The sequence below is a fragment of the Pseudomonas sp. ICMP 3272 genome, from assembly GCF_001466905.1.
Taxonomy (GTDB): domain Bacteria; phylum Pseudomonadota; class Gammaproteobacteria; order Pseudomonadales; family Pseudomonadaceae; genus Aquipseudomonas; species Aquipseudomonas amygdali.
Genome location: NZ_LKEK01000040.1, coordinates 41671 through 64003, shown reverse-complemented (window position 1 = coordinate 64003; position 22333 = coordinate 41671). Strand labels below are relative to the sequence as shown.

General features: G+C 53.1%; 18 protein-coding genes, 1 tRNA gene and 2 pseudogenes. 7 read left to right on the top strand and 14 right to left on the bottom strand.

The genetic code is table 11. The features are described 5' to 3' along the window. Positions 1 to 114 precede the first annotated feature (114 nt). The 6 genes and pseudogenes from AO068_RS07400 to AO068_RS07375 form a co-directional block, all read right to left on the bottom strand. Positions 115 to 480 carry a histone-like nucleoid-structuring protein, MvaT/MvaU family gene (locus AO068_RS07400; RefSeq protein ID WP_058408012.1) on the bottom strand — a complete coding sequence of 122 codons (366 nt, stop codon included), beginning with the start codon at positions 478 to 480 and terminating at the stop codon, positions 115 to 117. 65 nt (positions 481 to 545) lie between these two features. Beyond that, the gene (locus AO068_RS07395) at positions 546 to 734 is read right to left on the bottom strand and encodes a hypothetical protein (RefSeq protein ID WP_058408011.1); all 189 of its coding nucleotides are present in this window, start codon (positions 732 to 734) and stop codon (positions 546 to 548) included. Then, positions 697 to 1640: pseudogene (locus AO068_RS28740) on the bottom strand (chromosome segregation protein SMC). The gene AO068_RS07395 and the pseudogene AO068_RS28740 overlap by 38 nt, the downstream one beginning before the upstream one ends. A 92-nt stretch (positions 1641 to 1732) precedes the next feature. Next, positions 1733 to 2624, bottom strand: a pseudogene (locus AO068_RS07385) (DUF927 domain-containing protein); the annotation flags it as partial. A 140-nt stretch (positions 2625 to 2764) separates the two neighbouring features. Beyond that, positions 2765 to 2841 (bottom strand) — tRNA-Met (locus AO068_RS07380). 117 nt (positions 2842 to 2958) lie between these two features. Continuing rightward, on the bottom strand, positions 2959 to 4119 hold the full coding sequence (locus AO068_RS07375) for a J domain-containing protein (protein ID WP_058408010.1): 1161 nt from the start codon (positions 4117 to 4119) through the stop codon (positions 2959 to 2961). 338 nt (positions 4120 to 4457) lie between these two features. Between AO068_RS07375 and AO068_RS07370 the strand changes: the two genes are divergently transcribed. Next, positions 4458 to 6515, top strand: coding sequence for a methyl-accepting chemotaxis protein (locus AO068_RS07370; RefSeq protein ID WP_058408009.1), 2058 nt, complete (start codon positions 4458 to 4460; stop codon positions 6513 to 6515). A gap of 64 nt (positions 6516 to 6579) precedes the next feature. On the opposite strand, the gene AO068_RS07365 is transcribed toward AO068_RS07370, so the two are convergent. The 3 genes from AO068_RS07365 to gmd form a co-directional block, all read right to left on the bottom strand. After that, positions 6580 to 7692 carry a glycosyltransferase family 4 protein gene (locus tag AO068_RS07365; RefSeq protein WP_080394949.1) on the bottom strand — a complete coding sequence of 371 codons (1113 nt, stop codon included), beginning with the start codon at positions 7690 to 7692 and terminating at the stop codon, positions 6580 to 6582. 115 nt (positions 7693 to 7807) lie between these two features. Beyond that, entirely contained in the window at positions 7808 to 8704 is an 897-nt protein-coding gene (locus tag AO068_RS07360) for a GDP-mannose 4,6-dehydratase (RefSeq protein WP_058408008.1), read from the bottom strand. Continuing rightward, positions 8704 to 9735, bottom strand: coding sequence for a GDP-mannose 4,6-dehydratase (gene gmd / locus AO068_RS07355; protein WP_058408007.1), 1032 nt, complete (start codon positions 9733 to 9735; stop codon positions 8704 to 8706). The genes AO068_RS07360 and gmd overlap by 1 nt, the downstream gene beginning before the upstream one ends. A 712-nt stretch (positions 9736 to 10447) precedes the next feature. Between gmd and AO068_RS07350 the strand changes: the two genes are divergently transcribed. The 4 genes from AO068_RS07350 to AO068_RS07335 all read left to right on the top strand — a co-directional run bounded on the left by AO068_RS07350 (position 10448) and on the right by AO068_RS07335 (position 14665). Further along, on the top strand, positions 10448 to 11236 hold the full coding sequence (locus AO068_RS07350) for an ABC transporter permease (protein WP_160329159.1): 789 nt from the start codon (positions 10448 to 10450) through the stop codon (positions 11234 to 11236). A 3-nt stretch (positions 11237 to 11239) separates the two neighbouring features. Beyond that, positions 11240 to 11962, top strand: coding sequence for an ABC transporter ATP-binding protein (locus AO068_RS07345; protein ID WP_058408005.1), 723 nt, complete (start codon positions 11240 to 11242; stop codon positions 11960 to 11962). After that, positions 11959 to 13197: a hypothetical protein gene (locus AO068_RS07340; RefSeq protein WP_058408004.1), complete on the top strand. Its 1239-nt coding sequence runs from the start codon at positions 11959 to 11961 to the stop codon at positions 13195 to 13197. Before AO068_RS07345 ends, AO068_RS07340 begins: the two co-directional genes overlap by 4 nt. 325 nt (positions 13198 to 13522) lie before the next feature. Next, on the top strand, positions 13523 to 14665 hold the full coding sequence (locus tag AO068_RS07335; RefSeq protein ID WP_058408003.1) for an acyltransferase family protein: 1143 nt from the start codon (positions 13523 to 13525) through the stop codon (positions 14663 to 14665). A gap of 241 nt (positions 14666 to 14906) precedes the next feature. Here AO068_RS07335 and AO068_RS07330 read toward each other — a convergent pair whose 3' ends face one another. The 4 genes from AO068_RS07330 to AO068_RS07315 form a co-directional block, all read right to left on the bottom strand. Then, positions 14907 to 15110, bottom strand: coding sequence for a hypothetical protein (locus tag AO068_RS07330; RefSeq protein ID WP_054091872.1), 204 nt, complete (start codon positions 15108 to 15110; stop codon positions 14907 to 14909). Between the two features lie 388 nt (positions 15111 to 15498). Next, positions 15499 to 16380, bottom strand: a complete 882-nt coding sequence (gene rfbA, locus AO068_RS07325) for a glucose-1-phosphate thymidylyltransferase RfbA (protein WP_058408002.1) — start codon at positions 16378 to 16380, stop codon at positions 15499 to 15501. 8 nt (positions 16381 to 16388) lie between these two features. After that, complete coding sequence (gene rfbD, locus AO068_RS07320; protein WP_058408001.1) at positions 16389 to 17294, bottom strand: dTDP-4-dehydrorhamnose reductase; 906 nt, start codon at positions 17292 to 17294, stop codon at positions 16389 to 16391. Between the two features lie 568 nt (positions 17295 to 17862). Next, positions 17863 to 19011, bottom strand: coding sequence for a glycosyltransferase family 4 protein (locus AO068_RS07315; RefSeq protein ID WP_058408000.1), 1149 nt, complete (start codon positions 19009 to 19011; stop codon positions 17863 to 17865). 277 nt (positions 19012 to 19288) lie between these two features. On the opposite strand from AO068_RS07315, the gene AO068_RS07310 reads away from it, so the two are divergent. Then, a complete protein-coding gene (locus AO068_RS07310) occupies positions 19289 to 20707 on the top strand; it encodes a mannose-1-phosphate guanylyltransferase/mannose-6-phosphate isomerase (protein WP_058407999.1) in 1419 nt (472 codons plus the stop codon). Positions 20708 to 20801: 94 nt separating this feature from the next. Here AO068_RS07310 and AO068_RS07305 read toward each other — a convergent pair whose 3' ends face one another. Next, on the bottom strand, positions 20802 to 21458 hold the full coding sequence (locus AO068_RS07305) for a glutathione S-transferase (RefSeq protein WP_177342358.1): 657 nt from the start codon (positions 21456 to 21458) through the stop codon (positions 20802 to 20804). A gap of 182 nt (positions 21459 to 21640) precedes the next feature. On the opposite strand from AO068_RS07305, the gene AO068_RS07300 reads away from it, so the two are divergent. Further along, a complete protein-coding gene (locus tag AO068_RS07300) occupies positions 21641 to 22219 on the top strand; it encodes a TetR/AcrR family transcriptional regulator (protein ID WP_058407997.1) in 579 nt (192 codons plus the stop codon). Positions 22220 to 22333: the final 114 nt, after the last annotated feature.

The following is a 22333-nucleotide window of genomic DNA, read 5'->3' as shown; positions in this document are numbered from 1 at the left end:
CTCACGAATGTGCAGGTTGTTCGTCACTCCAGCTTGGAGCTATTTGGTGATTTGGTTGGTTATAGGCCAGCAGCAAAAAGGGCCCGTCTGGGCCCTCTTTCAGGTGTAGAGGCTTTATTTCTTCAGCCATCCATCGACGACGTCTGCACCGTATTCTGTCTTCCATTCCTTTAAGGCTCTGTGATTCCCACCTTTGGTTTCGATCACTTCACCGGTATTCGGATTTTTGTACACCTTGAGCTCGCGCGGTTTGCGTGTGCCTGCAGGCTTGTCAGAGATCTGACCTCGGGCCGATGCCTGTGGGTCCAGCAGATTGACGATGTGCTTCAGGCTGAAGCCATAGTGCTCAAGTAGCTTGCGTAGCTTCGTCTCGAACTCGATCTCTTTCTTCAGTCCATCATCACCTTTCATCTTTTCCAGCGCCTGGAGTTGCTCGGCGAGGTGTTTTTCCAGCTGACGGTATTCTGCGAGTTTGGACATACTGTCCTCTTTATCTGTAGTTGCGTGTGTTATTGAGATCGATAGTGCCGATTAAAAGTTTCGCACTATTTCCGACGTATCAGTTGACTTTCAATGTCCGCCATTTCCGCTTTAATTGCCTTGATCGTCAGCATTTGTATCTGACTGACTTTGGCTGAGGTCCCGCTGATGGTTTTCAGCAGTGCAGCCAGATAAGCTTTCCGAGCCTTGAGCGTGTCAGCCCAGCTCGTGCTGTTTTGTAGTGGCTTGTTCACTGCTTTCATCCTTTCGTTGCTCCAGTTGGCTCACGAGTGCAGCCTGTTGAGGTGTCGAAATATCGTTGAGCTGGAGCAGGTCCTGCGCGCTGTATCTGCGCGCTCGGCCGGATAGTTCATGCCACGTCCAGTTCCCGACGGTTTCGCCTTCCTGCGGAACCGCCAGTTTCAACAGGCTCACTTGATCAAGGCCGAGCAGGTTGTAATTTGCCCACAGCCTTCCGCCCACATCGAAGAGTGTCTTAGCGGCCTCGTTCCATTTCTCTTCAAGCACTGTCTGAGAAAGCCACAGGGCTTCGCGCTCTATCCCCTTATGCTTTTCCTGAGCTTCGACGATGTATTGATCTACGGTGGCCAGCTCCTGTTTGAGCGCGGATATGATCAGCCCTGCCGACGATTATGCTCGGCGGCGGTTGCCAGGTTTTTTGCGGCTTTTTGTGCATCGGCATTGGCGGTCTTTTCACCTTCGGTGTCGCCCCATGCGACAGCCTGTGCATATGCGGTAGCCGCATCCGTTTCCGCCTGCCGGGCTTTGGCCATGTCCTCTACCGCCTGTTGTTGGATCTGTTCCAGACGGATGCTGAGGCTCTGACGTTTTTCATTCAGCTCCTGCTCATCGGCTTTCCAGGTGTTCATGGCCTCGATGTAACCCGCCATCAGGGAATCGCAATTGGCGAGGGTTTCGCGGCGATTGATCTTCCGATCCAACAGGTCAGCGTCGTGTTTGCGTGCATCGAAACGCCTTTTCAGCTCGTTGTACTTGTCGCGCAATTCCCGCTCTTGGGCAGGCTCAATGGACTGCTCACTTTCCAGCGCGGCTTCAAAAGGCAGCATCTGGGTATGCAACTGGTCAGCCTCTTTCAGCAGTTGATCGCGGCGGTCTTTCAGTTCTTGGATCTCGTTCATGTGTCTGATCTCTGTTCAATTCGATTGGGGTTGGTTGAGCGGCTGGCGAGGCCGGGAATCAGCCGGCGCTACCTCGATCAGCAGGGATGCACTCAGGCAGCCCGAGCCTCGCTTTCAGCCAATCCCGGAATTGTCTTCACGATGTAGCAGCGTTGCGTGCCCAGCCCGGGCAGGCGCACCAGACTCGATGCCTTGCCGTCGTTCCCCGGCTCAATGACACCGCGCTGCAGCAGCTCCTTGTTCACCGCATTAATGTTCATACCCCGGAAGATCTCCGAGCGCCAGGACTCGGGCAGCACGTAATACGTGTTTGTGGTGTGCAGGGAGTCGCCCAGGCCGTGCTCTATCGTCTTGCGAAAGCCAAGCCTGTCGATGGTGCGCGGACCGTGTTCGTCAATCTTTGCCGCTGCCGATTCCCAGCGGGTAAATCGGCTCTCGCCGAAGCGCTCGATGACCTGGCGCAGTCGCGACACGATTGCGTCACCCTCGAAGTTACCGACGCCGCCACGCTCGTTCATCCATGCGTTAAGGCATACCCGAGTAGCGGTGGTGGCAGTGCCGTCGGGCCAGCCTGTTATCCCCATCGCGGTGACCAGCTCACCCACTGCGGCGGCACGGTGAGCTTGTCCGCTGGCCGACGCGGGTAACGATTGGGCGATAAAACCTTCCAGCGTGCGGCGCAGGATGGCGGACCAGGCGTGACGTTTATCGGGTTCGCACAAGGCTGTGAGAAACGCAGTGAGCGGCATGCCGTAGTATTTCGCAACTCGCGCCTTGAGCGCGTCGGACAGTGCTGCCGCATCTTCAAAGCTGCTTAGGGGGTCTAAGATGCCTAAGCCTGTGCTGGCATCGGCTAGAGCGGCGAGCATGCGTACTTCCATGCCCACTTTTTGTTCGCTTCGGCCATATGTTGGGCCAGCGTCTTCTCGCCGGTGGAGAGGAACAGCAACGCGACTCTTGTACCTGCTGACCTGCCTGGCCTCGATATTGAAGCACACACGTTGGCATACACGGCTGGGAAGGATGGGGGGAGACAGGGGTGGACAGCCAGAAACAAGAAAGCCCGCACGAGGCGGGCTTCTTGTTGAATGACAGATTTCAGCTGAAATCTGTCATTCGGTACTTGGTGGCTACACAGGGACTTGAACCCCGGACCCCAGCATTATGAATGCTATGCTCTAACCAACTGAGCTATGTAGCCAAGTGGCGCGCATTATTCGCGGAGAACGCATATGTGTCAAGCGTTGTTGTGAAAAATAATTGCGTGCGATCAACCGGTTAGCTGGCTGACCTCGCGCAAGGCACGTTTTTCGGGCTTTTACCGGAGCAGGGTGTCCAGCAGCTCCAGATCATCGAATTCTTCTACCCGCTCCAGCATCTCTGCCATGTCGCGCTGATCCCTGAGCCAGGCTTTAAGGCTTTTCGGGTCAGTCAGTGCGTCCAGTTCATCCTGCGCGTCGTCGAGGTGTTCACGTATGGCCTTGAGCTGCTTCGCACATTTTGCATTGACCGTCTTGGGCCTGATGTCCTCATAGGGGTCCATCAGGAATTGTTCCCTGATCAGCATTTTGCGGTCGTGGATCTCGTCTTCCAGCTCTCTGAGTTGTTCGCTCAGGATACGGTTGAAGTGCTTCAGGCGTTTGTCGGTGATGTTATCGATATGCGTCTGGTCGATCTGCTCGATCTCCATTTGCATCTGCAGCAGCGCCAGCAGATTGTCATTTTCGTACGCTTCGTTGACCCGTTGCATGAGCGCCGTTTTCCGCTCGCGCTCATCGGCATCCTGCTCGCGGTCCGGGTGCAGTGCGCTGGCTAGTTTGCGGTAGATTTCGCGCAATGACTGGCTGCCTTCTGCCTCTTCCTGTTCACGGCGTATCTCGCTGGCAGTGGGTTTCCTCGGCTTTTGGGTGCTTTGCGCCTGTTCGGCCTGCTCGCGCAGTTTCTCTTCAATGTGCTGGGTCACATCATCTATGGAGTTCAGGTCGACAATGTGCTGGGTCACATCATCTATGGAGTTCAGGTCGACATCGTCTCCCAGTTCCACGCCTAGCTCTTCTTCCAGTGAGGACTTGAGCAACTGGTTTTGCAGGCGCTCATCCTCGTCGTAATCGCTGCCGGTGTATTTGAAGTAGAGCTGCTTCAGTTCTTCATCGTGTTCGCCGCCCATGAGCGACATGGTCATGACACAGATGATCTCCAGTAACGTGGCTCTGTCTTTCTTGCTCAGACGGAACTGATCGAAGGCCACGTCGAGCAAGCGCAGCTTGGTAATTTCGTTTTCGGCCTGCTCGCTGAGCATCGGGACCAGCTCTTCGACCCAGAGCTTTTCGCATGTTGTTGAAATAACGAGCCATTGCTGCAGAAGTTTGCGCCTGGCTTCGAGCTTTTCCATCAACGTGTTGAATTTCTTCTGACCGGCGCTCAGTTGAGGCCTGGACGGTTGCGCGACGATACGCGGTGAGGCGGGCGGTGTGGTCATGGCAAGACCTCCTTGACGAGGGGACCGCTAGGACAGGTTCAATCGGTTTGCCGAAGTTTACGTTTCCAGTGCCCTGTTCGGGATGAATATTGTGCTGCCCTGAAAGAACCTTTCCAGCCTCGTGTACGGTCCGGTTCTTGCTTCAGTGTCGGTGATACGTCAATTGCTGCGTCATATGGTACGAAAACCCATCATCGGCCGTGCTTTTCGTACCAATGTGAGGCGACACGTATCGCCATTGAAACAAGAACATGGCATTTTGCTGTTAGCGTTTTTTTAAAAAAAGCATCGCCTCTGTTTGCTCAGATCCGGCAGGTGTTCACGGGGAGTCGCAGGACATGAACAGTCTTCTGTCACCAGGCATGCGCCTGATGGGACATTTTGGTTTTGCTCGCAAGTTTCAGGTCTTGTTCCTGCTGTTCATGTTGCCGCTGGCGGGCAGCGCGTGGGTCATCACCAAGGAGTACAGCAACAAGCTCGATGTCATTTCCGGAGAGCAATCGGGCGTGCGTCAGTTGCTGGCGCTTGACGATCTTAATATTGAACTGGCTGCCCAGCGGGACCATGCCGCACGCTGGAAAGCTGCCGACATTCTGCGCGAGCCGACCCCGGCTGCGAAGGCTGCGATGGCCAACGTCGATGCAGGCATCCCGCGTATCACCAAAGCCCTGGAGGGCGTTGATGCCGCATTGAAGCGGGAAAACGCGCCTGCCGACACGATGAACCGTTTCAAGGCGCTTCAGGCGGCAGTCACCGGTCTGGACACTGCGTCATTGCGTACGGTGGGCTGGTGGCCCGATGGTTACGAGCGCTTCACGACGGTGCTGAACCTGGTTCAGGCGCTGCGCGAGCAAATCGCAATGGACAGCGGGTTGATTCTCGACCCGTGGCTTGAAACCTACATGCTCATGCAGCTTTCCACCCAGCAAGTACCGGATCTGATCGAGCGTATCGGCCGCCTGTCGAGTGTGGGCCAGACGTCGGTGGCGTCGGGTCAGTTCAGCCTGCAGAGCCGCTTGCAGATGCGCGATCTGCGCGGTCGTATCGATGACTCCAAGGATCAGATGCAGAAGGCTGCCAGCCTGCTGTTATCCAAACTCCCCGAGCAGTTGCAGCCTTGGGCCGACAAGTACGCTGCGGTCAAGCAAGTGCTGGAAACCGAACTGAAGGTCATTGATGACGGGGTTTTTGGCGGCAGCATCAAGCTCAAGCCGGAAGAGTTTGAAAAAAGCATCGACACCCTGACCGGCAGTACGGCGGATCTGCGCAGGCAGTCGCTTGATGCGCTCAATGGTCGCCTCGATTACTACCATGAAACCTCCAATATGGAGTTCATCCCGATGGCGGTGATCTTCGGTGTTCTGGTGATCATGGCTATCTATCTGTTCGCCTGCCTGCAATCCTCGATTCGTAACAGCGCCAGCGGCATTACCATGCTGGCTGAATCCATGCGTGACGGCAATCTGTGTGTCGAAGTGGCTGTGCAGGGGCGTGACGAGCTTGCCGCTATCAGCAGGGCGCTCAATGTCGCGGTTGTGCAACTGCGTACCAGCCTGCTGGGCGTCAATCAGGAGACCGTACGCGTCGGCGATGCAGTGCTGACGCTGAATGCCCAGTCCAGCGGGACGCTGACCGAGGTCGAAGACCAGCAACAGCAGATCAGCCAGATCGCTGCGGCAGCAACCGAGCTGGCCGCTACTTCTCAAGGTGTGGCCAGAAGCTGTGAGCAGGCATCTGAAAGCGCAAGGCATACCCGGCGTATCGCCGAGCAAAGCAGCCAGGACAGCCAGCGCACCACCGACAGCATCCAGCAGCTCAATCAGCGCCTGACCGAAACCGCCGCTGCCCTGGGCCGGGTCAGCGAGCAGGGTCAACAGATTCAATCGGTGGTGGACGCCATTCGCGGTATCGCTGAGCAGACCAACCTGCTGGCGCTCAACGCAGCGATCGAAGCGGCGCGGGCAGGTGAGCAAGGGCGCGGGTTCGCGGTGGTTGCCGATGAAGTGCGCAGCCTGTCGCAACGTACTCAGGCCTCGACCGCTCAGATCGCCGGGACGGTCGACAGCTTGCGCTCCACCGTGACTCAGGCAGTGAACCTGATGGAAGCCGCCTGCGGACAAGCCGTCAACGATGCGCAATCGGTAACCGGCCTGGGGGTTCGTCTGGGTGAAATCGCCACGGCAGTGCAGGGCGTTGCCGATACGCTGGCGCAAATATCGACGGCGGTGGAAGAACAGGCCTCGACTGCCGACGAGGTCAGCAGCAACATCCAGCAGGTCGATCAGGCAGCCGGGCGTTTGCTCGAAGGTGCGCGAGCGGTCAATCAGGCGGCGGATACCCTGAGCCAGGGCAGCCGGGCGTTGAATGACAATACGGCGCGGTTCCGGTTGGGGTGATGCATCGCGCTATCAATGAAAAGCCCCATTGATGGGGCTTTTCATAGAATGGCGCGAGAGGCATTCACTTCAGCAGGTCTTGATAAACCTGCACGGTTGACGCGCACATTCGCTCGGCAGTGAACAGCTGCTGGAACCGTGCAAAAGCGTTTTCCCCGAAACCTGAAGCTTCGTCCGGGGCTTCCCACAGGCGACGCATCGCTTCGCGCAAGGCCAGCGGATTTTCTGGTGGTACTGCCAGGCCGGTTTCTTCGTCAATGTTCACGTAGGTAGTGCCCGTGCCAATCTCGCAGGAGATCATCGGCTTGCCGTACATCGACGCTTCAAGCAGCGAGATACCGAACGCTTCCGAGCGCAAGTGGGAAGGGAAGACCAGCGCGTAACACATCTGTAGCAGGCACGCCTTGTCTTCATCATCCAGTCGGCCGAGAAACAGCACATTGCGTAGCTGCAGCTTCTCGGCCTGCGCCTTGAGCTCTGCCTCCTGAGGCCCGCCACCCAGAATAACCACCGGGTAATCAACGCCCTCCAGAGCACTGAGCAAGGTATGGAGGCCTTTGTAATAACGCAGCACACCGACGAACAGGAAGAACCTGGCGGGCACACGCTGCTGCCATTCTGCTCGCTTCTGACTCGGGACCAGCGGATACGCCGACTGATCGAGCCCGTAAGGAACGACCACCGTCTTGTCAGCGAAAGGCTTCAGGGTTTCGCTGGTCCGCAAGTAATTGGGCGAGGCCACCAGAATGCGGTCCATGCGCTTGAGAAACTGGTTCATCAGCGGGCCGTACAGCTTCAGCAATGTGCGCTGCTTGATGATGTCCGAGTGATAACTGAGCACCGTCGGTCGGCCATGACCAGTGGCGAAATGCACAAGATCCATCAATGGCCACGGAAAATGAAAGTGAACCAGATCAGCCTCTCCGGCCATTTCCCTGAATTGACTGAAGACCCTGGCGGAAAAGCCGGTAGACGCCAGATTGAAGTTCTCCTTCACCCGCGTGACCTGATGGTCGCCGACCTGGAGGCGAGCGGGGGAGGGAGACGGACTTAGCGTCAGCACCTGACTTTCCACATCGAAAGCCCGGCAGCCTTGTGCGAGCTGGAAAATGACCTGTTCTATCCCGCCTGTCGTGTCCGGGTAGTAGGTTTTGAAGAAGTGAAGAACCTTGATCATCGTCTGCCTGATTCAGCCATGCGTGCTGAGTCTTTCACCACGGGCTTTAAGGGTGTGTAAAAAGGAAAGGCCTGTCTACCGGGTAGACAGGCCTTATTTTGTAACTACCAACGATTCAATCGGCACGCAACATCCAGCCAAGGGTGTCGCGAAGCGGCGGGGTCTCCCAGTCGTGGACCAGCGCTCGCAGGCGAGCGTTGTTCCCACACAGGGTTTTGACCTCGTTGGCCCGGACAAACGCAGGGTTTACCTGAACGTCGATATCCTGACCAGTGATCTCCCTGCACATGTCGATCACCTCACGTAGCGAGTGCGTCACACCGGAACTGACGTTGATCGTCTGTCCCACCGGGCAGGCTTCCAGCAGGCCACGGTAGGCACTGACAACCGCACGCACATCGCTGAAGTCACGCCACACATCAAGGTTGCCCAGCTCGATAGTGCTGGCCTTGCGTGTGAAGTGCGAAACGATCTTGGGCAGCAGAAAGTTTTCTGCCTGCCCGACGCCGGTGTAATTGAACGGCCTGGCAATGACGATGGGCAGTTTGGCATGCCAAAGGCTGGCCATATATTCCATCGCCAGTTTGCTCACGGCGTAGTCATTGGCCGGCGCAGGCTGAGTTGTTTCATCCAGCATGCCGGATGAAGCATTGCCATAGACATTGGCGCTGCTCGCCAGCAACACGCAGTCAGGCACCTTGCCGCAGGCATCAATGGCCTCAAGCAGGTTGCGGGTGCCTATCAGGTTGACCTGATAGAACGCGTCCGCTGCGCCATGCCCGACGAATGCCAGCGCCGCAAGGTGCACAACGATATCCGGCTGAGTGTCTGCCAGCAGCGTGCGAAGACCGGCCACGTCTGCCAGATCCACTTGATAGTAGCCAGGGCTGTCGGAAGGCTGGCTGCCGACACCCAGGACTTCACAGCCCTGGGCGGCAAGCTCGGCCGCCATGAAGCGGCCCGTGAAGCCGTTGATTCCGGTGATCAGGGCGCGCTTGCCGGCAATACTCATCAGAACGAAAAGCCTTTTTCATTTCGACGCAGATCCGCTTCAACCATCATGCGGCACAGTTCTTCCAGGTTGGTCTTGGGCTCCCAGCCCAGAACGTCCTTGGCTTTCGCAGGGTTACCGATCAGCAGTTCCACCTCGGTAGGGCGGTAGAACTTCGGATTGACCGAAACCAGCACTTTGCCAGTCGCTTCACAAATACCTTTTTCCGACTCGGCTTCGCCTTCCCACTTGATGGTCACGCCAGTGGCCTTGAACGCCATGCTGACGAAGTCACGTACGGTTTCAGTGCGGTTGGTCGCCAGTACAAAGGTATCCGGCTCGTCAGCCTGCAGCATGCGCCACATACCTTCGACGTACTCCTTGGCAAAACCCCAGTCGCGCTTGGCGTCCATGTTGCCGAGTTCGAACGACTCGATCAGGCCCAGTTTGATCTTGGCAACCGAATCGGTGATCTTGCGGGTAACGAACTCACGGCCACGAAGTGGTGACTCGTGGTTGAAGAGAATGCCGCTGGTGGCGAAGATGTCGTACGACTCGCGGTAGTTGATGGTCATCCAGTGAGCGTAGAGCTTGGCGACGCCATACGGACTGCGTGGGTAAAATGGAGTGCTCTCTACTTGCGGGATTTCCTGGACCTTGCCGAACATCTCGGAAGTCGAGGCCTGATAGAAGCGGATCTTCGTGTTGACGATACGGATGGCTTCCAGCAGGTTGACCGCCCCAATGCCGGTGATTTCGGCAGTGGTCAACGGCTGTTCGAACGACACACCCACGAAGCTTTGTGCCGCGAGGTTGTAGACCTCAGTAGCGCCAGTGGTTTGCAGCAAGCGAATGCTGGCAGACAGGTCAGTCAGGTCATACTCGACGAGATGCAGATTAGAGTTGTTCTGAATCCCGAGCTCTTCTATACGCCAGAAATTGACGGAGCTGGTACGGCGGTAGGTGCCGTAAACGGTATAGCCTTTTTCGAGCAGCAGCTCAGCCAGGTAAGCGCCGTCTTGACCAGTAATGCCGGTAATGATTGCTTTCATGCTAGATTTTTTAACTCCATCAAAGAATAGGTGTCAAAGGCTAATTTCGCCGGGCCTTTCGCCATACGCAACTGCAGAATGATACAGGTTGGGAGGCGTAGATACGACTATTATGCGGCTTTGCAGAAGGGATATCGACGAGCGATCAGGAGTCTTTAGGCGTGTTGTATTTGCAGAGCGCCAGCATGCAGCGGCAGACATTGGTTTCTTGACGTGTCTAGGCGTGCAGGTTGCTGTCAAGAGTGGGGTCAGCTCCGCTGAGTGCTTGACATGCCACCTTGTTGATAAACCTTCATCAAGGCTATAGATCATTCGTTCTCCAGACCTTTCCGAGCCACTCGGAGCGTGTGCTCAAAAGCCGGTAGCGTTTCTGCTCCGCTCATTCGGTGCAGACACAGTCATCCGCTCACGGCGATAATCTGCGGTGTGCATCAGTAATGCCCTCCTATAACAATGAGATTTTTTTCAGTATTCTCTTTTGGGGGGCGTCTGATACCCTGTGCGTTTGGTCCAAAAGCGTAGTAAATCTTCCTGACGACCGCGCAGGTCGGTAACATAGGCTCCCTCAAGCAGCTCAAATATCTGTGAAACCTCAGGTGCTTCAGCGTCTTAAACGAGAGCCTGCGAAATGCTTTGGATTGGAAAGGTAGAGGAGTTCCCTGTCTGCAGGCAGCATATGAGGGTATAAAATGATACTGGTGTGGAGAGCAAGGTGAACCTGATAGATTTTTTTTTACGTGAGCTGAATGTATTTTTTGGCGGGCGTTATACATGGTCTTTACTCTCATTGCAAGACGTAAAGAGCCGGTATAGGCGGTCAGTAATAGGCCCCTTTTGGATAACACTCACCTCCATTTTTTTTGTCGCTGGCCTGGGGACGGTTTACTCGAGACTATTAGGGCTTAACCTTCAGGAGTACCTTCCCTATTTAGCCACCGGGATCATTGTTTGGACGTTCATAACAAGCTTGATTAGTGAAGGGGCGAATTCATTAATAAGTGCAGCGGGCATCATAAAGCAAATTAACTTACCTTACATGACGCATGTGGTCCGCATTGTGTTTCGTAATTTCATAGTGTTTCTGCACAGCTGGGTAATATTAATCCCTCTTTTGATGTGGTACGGATACCTAACGGTTTACGGGTTTTTCGTTTCAATATTTGGGGTGATGCTTGTTCTTTTTTCTTTAACGCCTTTGGTGACGTTGCTTGCTGTGCTCTGCGCTCGCTATAGAGATGTGGTTCCCATGATTGCAAGCGGCTTGCAGCTATTGTTTTTTGTCACCCCTGTTATGTGGCACGCAGAACAATTGTCCGGGCTGGAAGTAGTCATTAAATACAATATATTTAATTATTTTATTGATGTGGTTCGCGAGCCTATGCTCAAAGGATATTTCCCCTTGAATTCTGCGGAAATAGTATTCTTTTTTGGTGCGGTTTGCTGGGTTGCTGCTTTTTTAGCAGTTTTCGTAAATCGTAAAAAAATACCTTACTGGCTTTAAAATATGTCTTATATAGAAATTAAAGCTGTCACTGTTGACTATCCTATTCTTGACGTATCAAGACGATCTTTCAAGAAAGACGCATTGTCCTGGGTCACGGGTGGGAGTGTAGGCGGCAATACCAAGCATGTAAGCGTTCGGGCGTTGGACAATATAGATTTGTCTATAAAGTCGGGCGAGAAAATAGGTTTGCTCGGTCATAACGGGTCAGGAAAAAGTACCCTGCTCAAAGTCATTGCGGGTGTGTATTATCCTACCGCCGGCAATATCTCGTGTTCTGGAAAAATAACATCACTGCTTGACCTCACGTTGGGTATGGAGATGGAAGCCACCGGTTATGAGAATATTTTTCTTCGCGGCGTAATAATGGGCGTGTCTCCGAAGCAAATCAAAAAAACGGTCAAAGATATCGCAGAGTTTTCCGGGCTTGGTGACTATCTTAAATTGCCCATCAGGACCTACTCTTCGGGTATGCTTGTACGTTTGGGGTTTTCCATATCTACCGCATTCCCCGCCGATATTATTCTCATGGATGAGTGGTTGGGAGTAGGGGACGCAAAGTTTCAAGAAGAGGCTAACAAGCGTTTGCAAGAAATGACAGAAAATGCGGCAATACTAGTATTGGCATCGCATTCTCCTGACCTTATTGAGGAAGCATGCAATCGATGCGTACGCCTTGAGCATGGGGTAATTGTTGAAGACTATAAAATAGGTGCTTGTGCATGAAGATTGCTATTGTTTCAACGTACAAAATAGAATGCGGTATTGCTCGTTTCTCAGAAATTCTCGAAAAGAACTTGTCTGTGACCGATGAGGTTACAGTTTTTGAATTGCCACGGCACGAATTGAAGCTGAGTTTCGGTGCTACAAAAGAAGGTTCTGATCGATTTATAGAAACACTTTGTGAGCAGCTGAAAAGCTTTGACGCTGTCTCGGTGCAGTGTGAGTATAGTCTTTTTTCAGATGATATAAGGGTTTCTGTAGAGCGTATAAAGAAAATTCTTTCGTCAAATAAGAATTCTACGTTGACGTTGCACACAGTTATTAATCGGTCTACTTCCGCTGATACCGATATGCCCTCTTTGTTTAGGTGGATGACCTCGCCGAAGAGTGCTTTCAAGACGTTGCTGCATAGCCTGCGTTCCACCAGATCGGCCAAGGCTGAACTGCATTTGTTCGAGTTTGTTAAGAGAAATAATATAAAGATAATCGTCCATACCGAAACGACCAAAGAAATTTTGAGCCAACGGTTCCGGTTATCAAATGTCCATTGCCACCCGCTTTGCTATACAAGCGAATCAGAAAAAAACCAGTACGTTTATGAGGAATGTCGGCAAGAGCTCCTGGATAAATTGGTACTTGATAAAGATGTAAAGCTAATTGGTGTGTTTGGCTTCTTTGGCCATTACAAAGGGTTTGATTATGCGATTCAATGTATCGATAGGATGCCGAGAAATTATAAGCTTTTAATCTTTTCAGGCCTGCACCCAAACCTGATCAAAAACTCAGACAGTTCCCAAATTGAGTATTTGCTGAGCATGGCAAAGAAACTCAAGGTTTTGGATCGAGTGTTTTTCATGGGCAGCGTTGATGATCGTTCTCTCTACCGAGCAGTGGCTGGGGTAGACTGTTCATGGCTTCCCTATCGAGAAGTAGGTCAGGAAGCTTCCGCTATCTGCAGTGAAGTGTCAGAACTCTCGAAAAGAGTGATTGTTTCAAGGAATTTTGCTTTCATTGATTATATGAAGTTTGGTTTGCGTAAACAGTATCAGTTTTTTGAGATTGGTAATATTGAAGAGCTTAAGTTAAAAACAGTGTTTTATGATCGATTTTTCCCTGAGCCGTCACGGTCTGATGGCGTCGTAAACCATGCCGAATTGCAGGCGGCCTTCTATAAAAAAGTAGTCGAATATGTTCCGGCAGGTATAGCTCAGCACCAGGCAAATGCAAAGGTAGCTTAAGTGTTTTTTGGATGTTTTCCAGTCGCTAGCATTTAAGCGAATGAGAGATATTGGAAAAGCGAATCACAATATGAGATTTTTCATTGAATAATCTCATATTGTATGCGTTGTTTTCACATCATGTTCGCTAGGTGCGTGCGATGGTGGTGTGCTAGAAATAAGCTACCCGTGGATCATGATTTAAGCGGGTCGCGTAGTTGTTGATTGTGGGTTTCAAAGCGTCCGCTGTTGCTTTTGTTTTTTCACAGTGCTAACAGTGGCATGGTGCGGTCAGTGACCTATTCATAGGTATGAAAGAAAATCGCCTCGGTGGAATATTTTCTATATGGATAATAAGACGTTTGCTGTAAAGAAAATGTCGCCTAGTCTCTCGGTGTATATTGATTTGCTGCGCGTGATTTGTGCGGTGTCAGTAATGATGGAGCATTATCCATTTTCATCAGACATAGAAAATTTTTTCACGGCTACTAATTATGCATACGATGCTGTAGTCGTTTTTTTTGTACTTTCTGGATACGTCATAAGCTATTCGGCGGATACGTTCGAAAAAGACAGAAGGGATTACGCCGCTAACCGTATGGCAAGAATATTGCCGGTCGCATTTACAGCTGTTTTACTCTCGGCAATTTTTTTCCTGGCGGTGGGTGATTCCAGAGTCGACCTTTATGGTGATGTATCTCAAAAAACTAATGGGGTGATAACCTTCATTCAATCGATTACCTTCACAAATCAAGTGTGGAGTAGTAATGAACAGCCATTTGCCAACGGTCCTTATTGGTCGCTCGCGTTTGAAGTTTGGTGCTATGTTATTTACGGTGTGATGTTCTATTGTCGCGGGTGGACAAGAGTTTTGCTGTTGTTGATGTTGGTCGTTATGCTGGGTCCAAAACAGTTGATAATACTTCCCATGTGGCTGGCAGGCTCCCTAGCCTATCATGTCCGATTTAAAGCGACTTTACCTAGGTTTGTGTTGTATTTGTTATTGTTGCTGCCGATTGCGATATATATTTCTGTGCAAGCTACTATGCCTCGCGATTGGTCATATGTTTATGCTGGGCGTAATGTTGAAAGGATCTTGGGTTTCGGGCTGGATGGCGCTGCAAACTTTGGTTGGGGGTATCTGTTGGCTATTTTGATGTCCTTGCATTTGTATGCTTTTCAGCGACTTTTCAATGAGGTCAATGTTGATCTTGATATTCTTTTCTCTAGGTTAGTGCGGTTTCTTGCAGGTTACACGTTTACGCTTTATCTTTTTCATGTTCCAATTATTAAATTTATTTTGGCTGTTACTGGATTGGATAAAACTGATTTGTTAGGGGGGTACGGCGCTGTTGTTTATGGAGCTGTTTTTGTAGCTGTTTATTTTATTGGTAATGTCGTTGAGCATAAAAAGGTTTTGTTCAGAGGGTGGGCGCACTTTGTAATTGGGCGATTTAGCCAGGCGTTACAGCGAACAAGTAGGAGTTAAGGTGAGGTTAAGGCCGTTGTGTATTGTGCAATCTCACGCCTGTGTGTCACGCGACTCGGTGTAATCTATTTGGTGGTTTTATCGCGTTCAATACTCGTTCTTTCTTATGAAGGTCTAGATCGCTTTCTAATTGATAAGTTTTCCCGCTGTTACGGTAGCAATAGTGGAGGGGATGAGGGCAGACTATAATGCGTAAATATGGATTTTACGGATTCTAATCTACCGGTCGTCCATTGAGTCGTTATTGACTTTGCTTTTTAACTTCGATCACAGAGTCAATCATGCCTATCTGCTTTGCTGATTTTCCAAGTATATAACATGGCTGGCGTTCACCTTCATAGGTGCCTGAAGTCACTGCGAGTAATGTCCAGCCTATTCCGATGTTTTCATTTACCATGTCTTCACTGAACGTACTAAATATCTCTACTGCCTCATGGAGTTGCATAAAGCTTCCTTTGAGCTTGGGTAATGACCTGGTCAGGTAAGTGACGGCGGTCCTAGGTATTTGACTGGGGCACCTGGGTGCCTTCCAAGTGAGTGTTTTATCAGAAGCTCACCCCAAGTGGAATATTTTTCATCGGTAGCTCCTCGAGTGGCTATAAACTTGGGCGATTGTCACCGATTTACCACACGATTGGTTTGAGAGCAGTCATTCATGAGCATGCTGGATCTATGGTGATGAGGCTCCCAGCCTCCTTCTGAAGCCCTTTCTCCGCCATGCAGCTGTCGTGTTTCATGAGTCGAAAACTCTAGTTCGACAGACACAGTTAATCGGTTGCCATGCGTGAAAAAGTCGCCCTGATGGCTTTCATCACGCACGTAGAAAGCCTTCGTCAAAACGCCTTATCTTTGAGAAGGCTTTTCAAATATTGTCCATAGCCGTTCTTAATCAAAGGTTGTGCAAGCTTTTCAAGCTGCACGGGGTCGATCCAACCTGAGCGATAGCATATTTCTTCAGGGCAGGCCACTTTCAGACCCTGGCGCCTTTCCAGCGTGGCGATGTACTGACCGGCTTCCAGCAGGCTGTCATGCGTACCGGTGTCCAGCCAGGCATAGCCACGACCCATAATCTCGACGTGCAGCTGCTTCTGCTCCAGATACAACATGTTGAGATCGGTAATCTCCAGCTCGCCGCGTGGAGAAGGCTTCAACTGACGAGCCAGATCCACTACCTGATTGTCGTAGAAATAAAGGCCGGTGACGGCATAGTTCGACTTGGCAACCTTGGGCTTTTCTTCCAGCGACAGTACTCGACCGCTTTCGTCGAATTCGGCTACGCCATAACGTTCGGGGTCCTGTACGTGATAAGCGAACACCGAGGCCCCTGACTCACGGTTACTGGCGTTGAGCAGCAGCGACTGGAAGTCATGGCCGTAGAAAATGTTGTCGCCCAATACCAATGCCGACGCATCGTTGCCAATGAAGTCCGCACCGATGGTGAACGCCTGAGCCAGGCCGTCCGGGCTTGGCTGTACGGCATAGGACAGGTTCAGGCCCCACTGGCTGCCATCGCCCAGCAACTGGGTAAAGCGCGGCGTGTCCTGTGGTGTCGAGATGATCAGAATATCGCGGATCCCGGCCAGCAACAGCGTGCAGAGCGGGTAGTAGATCATCGGCTTGTCGTACACCGGCAACAACTGCTTGGAGACAGAGAGCGTGGCCGGGTGCAAACGGGTACCCGAGCCACCAGCCAGAATGATTCCTTTACGAGCCATGAGAGTCCTTAGCGCTGAATTTCATCCAGCATGCGTTGTGCGCCTTGTTGCCAGGGCGGCATCTTCAGTTGAAAAGTGGTTTCGAGTTTACCTAAAGCCAGCCGCGAATTGTGCGGACGCGGCGCGGGCAGCGGATACGCTTCTGTAGGAATCGCGCCGATCTTGTCGGGCGAGACCTTAAGCTGCACCCCGTTGCGCTCGGCATGTTCCAGAACGAACCGGGCAAAGCCATGCCATGACGTTTCACCGGCTGCGGCCAGATGATAAACGCCGCCCAGCTCCGCCGAGTTCTGATCACCCAATACCCGGTGCAGCATGTGCGCTGTCACGTCGGCTATAAGCTCGGCGCCGGTCGGCGCACCGTATTGATCCGCCACCACGTTCAGCGAGTCGCGCTCGCTCGCCAGGCGCAGCATGGTCTTGGCAAAATTGTTGCCTTTCGCCGCGTATACCCAACTGGTGCGCAGAACCAGCGCCTTGGCACCACTGGCCTGAATGGCCTGCTCTCCCATCAGCTTGCTGCGGCCATAGACCGACAGTGGGCCGGTAGGTGCGTTTTCCTGCCATTGGCTATCGCCGCTGCCATCAAACACGTAGTCGGTAGAATAGTGAATCAGCCAGGCACCCAGCGCCGCAGCTTCCCGAGCCAGCACGCCAGGCGCCTCGCCGTTGATCAGCACGGCCAGATCCTGTTCGCTCTCAGCCTTGTCCACAGCGGTATATGCCGCTGCGTTGACGATAATATGCGGGGTCAGTATTCGAACGGTGGCAGCCAGGCCTTGCAGATTGGTAAGGTCTCCGCACAAGCCATCAGTGCCTTGACGATCCAGCGCGATCACATCACCCAATGGGGCCAGAGCACGCTGCAGTTCCCAGCCAACCTGCCCGTTTTTTCCCAACAGCAAAATTTTCATGTGTCAGCGGCCTTACACTGTTGCACGATCTGGTCAAGATAACATTCAGCCATGACTCCACTCACCTTGTTCCTGATTGGCCTGATACCACTGTACTGTTTTGCGAATGCCTGTATCGAGGGTTTCTACTGTTTCCACACCGCCCGCAATAGAACAAGGATGCATTACCAGCATAGCGGCGATAATTGCCCTCGCTACCCGACAAATGAATTATCAGATAGGTAGAAAGCTTGAGTAACCCCGAGTCGATGGCATTTTTGATGAGCTGGAGAGACGCCAGTTTGTGAGATGCCTCGCTCCAGGATCGTGGTCCCGCAACGTGGAGTCATTGAAAGGTTGGATCGTTAGCTGGATTGCCAGAACATTCAGGGCGGCGCCCGTCGACCGTTCAATAAATTGACTTACGGTCGTTGAAAGCAGTCCGCGTTCATCGTGATTATAGGCAAGCTGGTCCTGATTAAGTCATCGTCAATGCCATCGATGACCTAGAGACAATTCAGCAGCCGAGCCAATTGCTGGGTTTCCGTTGAAAAGAAACTTTCATCCCCACTCGGCCCTCGCCCTGGGACTAACGTCGATTAGCCAAGACCATACGATAAATATCCAACGTTTTTTGCGCACATGCATCCCAACTGAACTGGCGCGCACGCTCCAGCCCTAGCTGCACCTTGCGCTCACGTTCTTCAGGCTGTTCCAGTACGTCGCGCATCGCGGCACTGATGCTGTCGGCGTTGTGCGGATCAACAGCCCAAGCGGCATCGCCTGTCACTTCCGGCAGCGAAGAGTTATTGGATGCGATCAGTGGACACTGGGCAGCGAACGCTTCGATAGCCGGCAGACCAAACCCTTCATACAGCGAAGCAAACACCAGCGCCCCGGCACTTTGCAGCAGTGACAACACTTCTTTCTGCGGCAGATAACTCAGCCAGCGGCCTTCGCCCCTTTGCTGCAAGGCCTCAAGCTGCGGCAGCAGATCCTCGTTGCTCCAGCCGTCACGACCGACAATCACCAGCGGATGTTCCTTGCGCACCTGCGCGGGCAGTTGCTGGAAGGCTTCAAGCACGCGTTGCAGGTTCTTGCGGGGTTGCAGGGTGCCCACCACGAGAAAGAAGCCGGGTTTGAGGCCGTGTGTAGCCAGCACTCTGTCACGCTCGGCAGTGTCGATGCGCTCGAAATACACAGGGTCCACGCCCAGTGGCGTGACGCTGATGCGCTCTGGTGCGATGCCCAAGTGACGAACCATATCCTGCTTGCTGTACTCAGAGATGGTTATGATGTGATCGGCACGTTCAATGCTAGTAGTGAACAGCCAGCTTTTCAGGCGCTTGAGGTCTTGCTTGATCCATTCCGGGTACAGCACCGGAATCACATCCATAATCGTGGCGACGACAGGTACGCCTTTGATCCGAGGGATGTGGTGGTCGGTGGCATGGAACAGATGTACGTCTTTGGCAATGCTTGCCGAGTTGATCAGAGGCAGTTTGAATACGCCACTAAGAACAGCATGCACGCGGTAATCGCTGGCCAGCTGTGCAGGTTTACCACAGCCCAGCGCTGGCAGGTGACTGCCGAATGCGTAAGGCTTGATGTGGATTTCGTTAGCCTGACTCAACCTGTCAAGACCTTGCCAGAGCGCTCTGGAATAAATACCGATACCGTCCAGATGCCCGGCTCGCTCGCCGTAGGCCCAGACCGTGCAGCTGAAGCCTATATCCATGTTCTGTCATTCTCAATGTCAATCAATTGCATCACTTCTCAATGGTGTCTCGGATAGCGTCTTTACGCATGCCTGTAGGGGATATACTGAGGCAGGTACGGAATCGGGCGCGAAGACTAACATGGGGCAGCTCGGCTCGCACGGGATGGTGAGCGATTGCAACGACACAGTTGCTGAATGGTAGATACATTGTAATGGCCATCCTGTTGCATAGCGGCCGGAGCACCCGGATAATGCGGCCTTTGTCACGCCTTCGTGGCCTAAGATTGGAGCGTCTATGTTCACCCCTGTAGTTCTGGCTGGCGGTAGTGGTTCGCGATTGTGGCCTTTGTCGCGGCAGAGTTTCCCGAAGCAGTTTCTTGCCCTAGATGGCCAGGATCAGGGAACGATGTTCCAGCGCACGCTGGCCCGGCTCAAAGGCCTGGAGCATACGCCTGCGGTTGTTGTAAGCAATGAAAACCATCGTTTTATCGTTGCCGAACAACTGCGTGTCGCGAAGATGGGCAGCCGTCGCGTTATTCTTGAACCGCTTGCCCGTAACACTGCTCCAGCGATTGCTCTCGCTGCGCTGGAAGCAACTGCTGATGGCTCCGACCCGATCCTTCTAGTCCTTGCTGCTGATCACCATATCCATGATGAAGACGCTTTCCGACAAGCGGTTCAGGTTGCTCAGGTACACGCCGAGGCTGGCCGTCTGGTGACTTTCGGGATCACCCCCACTCACGCGGAAACCGGTTTTGGCTATATCCAGTGCGGAGAATCCATTGCCCAGGGTGGCTTCGCTATCGAAGCCTTTATGGAAAAGCCTTCCTCAGAGATGGCCGCCGAATATTTTTCCTCGGGCGCTTACCTGTGGAACAGCGGCATGTTCATGTTCCGTGCCTCAGTTTTCCTGGCTGAGCTTAAAAAGCATCGCTCCGACATACTTTCTGCGTGTCGCGTAGCGCTGGCAGACTCCGAAGCCGACAACTACTTTCTGCACGTCTCTGCAGAGAAGTTTGCCCTGTGCGCCGATGAGTCCGTGGACTATGCGGTCATGGAACACACCGATGTTGGTCTGGTCGTACCGCTGGACGCTGGCTGGAACGATTTGGGTAGCTGGGCTGCTATCTGGGATGTGGGTCCGCATGATGCCAACAGCAATCGCCTGGAAGGCGATGTGATGGCGATCGATACCCGCAATTGCCTGGTACAGTCGCACCATCGACTGGTAGCCACCGTCGGCGTCGAGGACCTGATCGTCATCGAAACCAAGGATGCAATCCTGGTCGCCAACAAGCACAACAGCCAGCAGGTCAAGGACGTGGTCAAACGTCTGCAAGCCGAAGAGCGCCCCGAGTTTGTCACTCATCCGTTGGTCAACCGTCCGTGGGGTCATTACGACACGATCGATCTGGGCGAGCGCTATCAGGTCAAGCGCATCAGCGTGCTGCCGGGCGAGTGCCTGTCGCTGCAGATGCATTACCACCGCGCCGAGCACTGGATCGTGGTATCGGGTACTGCCAAGGTGATTTGCGACGATCAGGAACTGATCCTCTCCGAGAATCAGTCCACCTACATCCCGCTGGGCGTCAAACACTCGCTGGCCAACCCCGGCAAGGTGCCGTTGGAGCTCATCGAGGTACAGTCGGGCTCGTACCTGGGTGAAGACGATATCGTGCGCTTTGAAGACCGCTACGGGCGTTTGAAGAAGTAAGCTTCTCAGGCACCGCTACACGTTTGGCAAAACGCCCCGCAAGCTCGCTTGCGGGGCGTTTTTTTGTCTGGCGGTAACCACAACTTCATCCGACTCAGCTTTGCGGTGCGCCACGCTCAACCATCGCTCGCCATTCCTGAACGCTGGGTCTTTCTTGCATCCTGGTATGCCATTCACGTAATGCTTCGCACTCGTCTGGCACTGGAAGTTTGACCAGCGAGGCGAAAATCATGCCGCCCAGCACTGCGATATCAGCCATGGAGAATGCGTCGCCGACGACAAAAGGTCGATCTTTGAGGATGCTGTCAAAATAGCGCATGCCACGAACGGCTTTTTCGCGCATGCGGCTACCCCATTCCTGATTTTGATAAAGCTCGACGTGTGGCCCAAGCCCCGGCGTAGCGTGATGAAAGTACGTACTTACGGCATCGAGAAACTCGATCTCGGCACGCTTGGTCATCATGTGAATAAGGCCCTTCTCGACAGCCGTTTCACCTGTAAGCACAGGGCTCCCGGTCACCAGGTCCAGGTATTGAGTGATCGCCGTGCACTCTGCAATGAGTGTTCCGTCATTCAGCTCCAGCACTGGAAGTGTTCCGGAATAGTTGATGGCCAGAAACGCTGGTTGTTTGTGTTCGCCTTTCCACAGATTGACCGATTTGAATTCAACCCTTGAAAGCAGTCCTTTCTCTGCCAGCGCGATTCTTACGCGAGCGGGGTAGGGGCCATCAAACCAGTCATGAATGGTCATGAGGGGGACTGAGGTGTTATCGAGTTGCGAGTCTGCGAATGTCATTATCAAATACCTGCCTGTCAGTTGGTAGGTAAAGACTGGTCCTTTGTCTCTTTCTTGTCAATCCCCTACCTGTCAGTTGGCAGGTGGCCGCGCAGTGAGTAGAATTCGCAACTATCAGACAAGTTGAGGAGTCGAGCGTGAGTGAAAATGCGCGGGAGGCCATATTGGCGGCTGCGAAAGCGGCTGCTCAGGTGCATGGCTACAGCGGAATCAATTTCCGCAATATCGGCGAGGCGGTAGGGATCAAGAACGCCAGCATCTATTACCACTTCCCGAGCAAGGCAGACCTCGGCGCTGCGGTGGCGAGACGCTATTGGCAGGACACCGCAGCTGTGCTGGACGCATTACGTGATCCAGATCCCAGCCGTAGCCTGCAGCACTATCCTTCAATATTTCGAACATCGCTGGAGCATGCCAACCGACTTTGCATGGCCAGCTTCATGGCTGCTGAGTACGAAGACCTGCCCGAAGAGGTCAAGGTTGAAGTAAAGGCGTTTGCAGATACAAACGTGGCCTGGCTGACCGATGTCCTGATTGACGCAGGACTGGGCGATTCAGCCAGCTGTGAGCGACGCGCCCGTTCCATCTACACCGCCGTTGCCGGTGCGCAACTGATGGCCCGCACACGCTGTGATATCGGTTTGTTCGACGAGCTGATACTTACTTATCAGGAGACGGGACTGATTCCGGTGCGGCAGATCCAGGCGTCCAGATGATGCGTTGAATTGAAAGCGGTGCAAACGAGGTGCGCAGAAACAATAAAACCGCACAAAGGTGCGGTTTTATCGAGGTTTCAGCAACTACCCAATGTCTTAAGAAGCGCCTGAAGC

Coding starts and splice junctions, on each gene's coding strand:
- AO068_RS07375 (WP_058408010.1), bottom strand. CDS start 4,119: ATGACCACACCGCCCGCCTCACCGCGTATCGTCGCGCAACCGTCCAGG.
- AO068_RS07400 (WP_058408012.1), bottom strand. CDS start 480: ATGTCCAAACTCGCAGAATACCGTCAGCTGGAAAAACACCTCGCCGAG.
- rfbA (WP_058408002.1), bottom strand. CDS start 16,380: ATGGCTCGTAAAGGAATCATTCTGGCTGGTGGCTCGGGTACCCGTTTG.
- AO068_RS07330 (WP_054091872.1), bottom strand. CDS start 15,110: ATGCAACTCCATGAGGCAGTAGAGATATTTAGTACGTTCAGTGAAGAC.
- AO068_RS07310 (WP_058407999.1), top strand. CDS start 19,289: ATGTTCACCCCTGTAGTTCTGGCTGGCGGTAGTGGTTCGCGATTGTGG.
- AO068_RS07360 (WP_058408008.1), bottom strand. CDS start 8,704: ATGAGTATTGCCGGCAAGCGCGCCCTGATCACCGGAATCAACGGCTTC.
- AO068_RS07340 (WP_058408004.1), top strand. CDS start 11,959: ATGAAGATTGCTATTGTTTCAACGTACAAAATAGAATGCGGTATTGCT.
- AO068_RS07315 (WP_058408000.1), bottom strand. CDS start 19,011: ATGGATATAGGCTTCAGCTGCACGGTCTGGGCCTACGGCGAGCGAGCC.
- AO068_RS07365 (WP_080394949.1), bottom strand. CDS start 7,692: ATGATCAAGGTTCTTCACTTCTTCAAAACCTACTACCCGGACACGACA.
- AO068_RS07335 (WP_058408003.1), top strand. CDS start 13,523: ATGGATAATAAGACGTTTGCTGTAAAGAAAATGTCGCCTAGTCTCTCG.
- rfbD (WP_058408001.1), bottom strand. CDS start 17,294: ATGAAAATTTTGCTGTTGGGAAAAAACGGGCAGGTTGGCTGGGAACTG.
- AO068_RS07370 (WP_058408009.1), top strand. CDS start 4,458: ATGAACAGTCTTCTGTCACCAGGCATGCGCCTGATGGGACATTTTGGT.
- gmd (WP_058408007.1), bottom strand. CDS start 9,735: ATGAAAGCAATCATTACCGGCATTACTGGTCAAGACGGCGCTTACCTG.
- AO068_RS07305 (WP_177342358.1), bottom strand. CDS start 21,458: ATGACCATTCATGACTGGTTTGATGGCCCCTACCCCGCTCGCGTAAGA.
- AO068_RS07345 (WP_058408005.1), top strand. CDS start 11,240: ATGTCTTATATAGAAATTAAAGCTGTCACTGTTGACTATCCTATTCTT.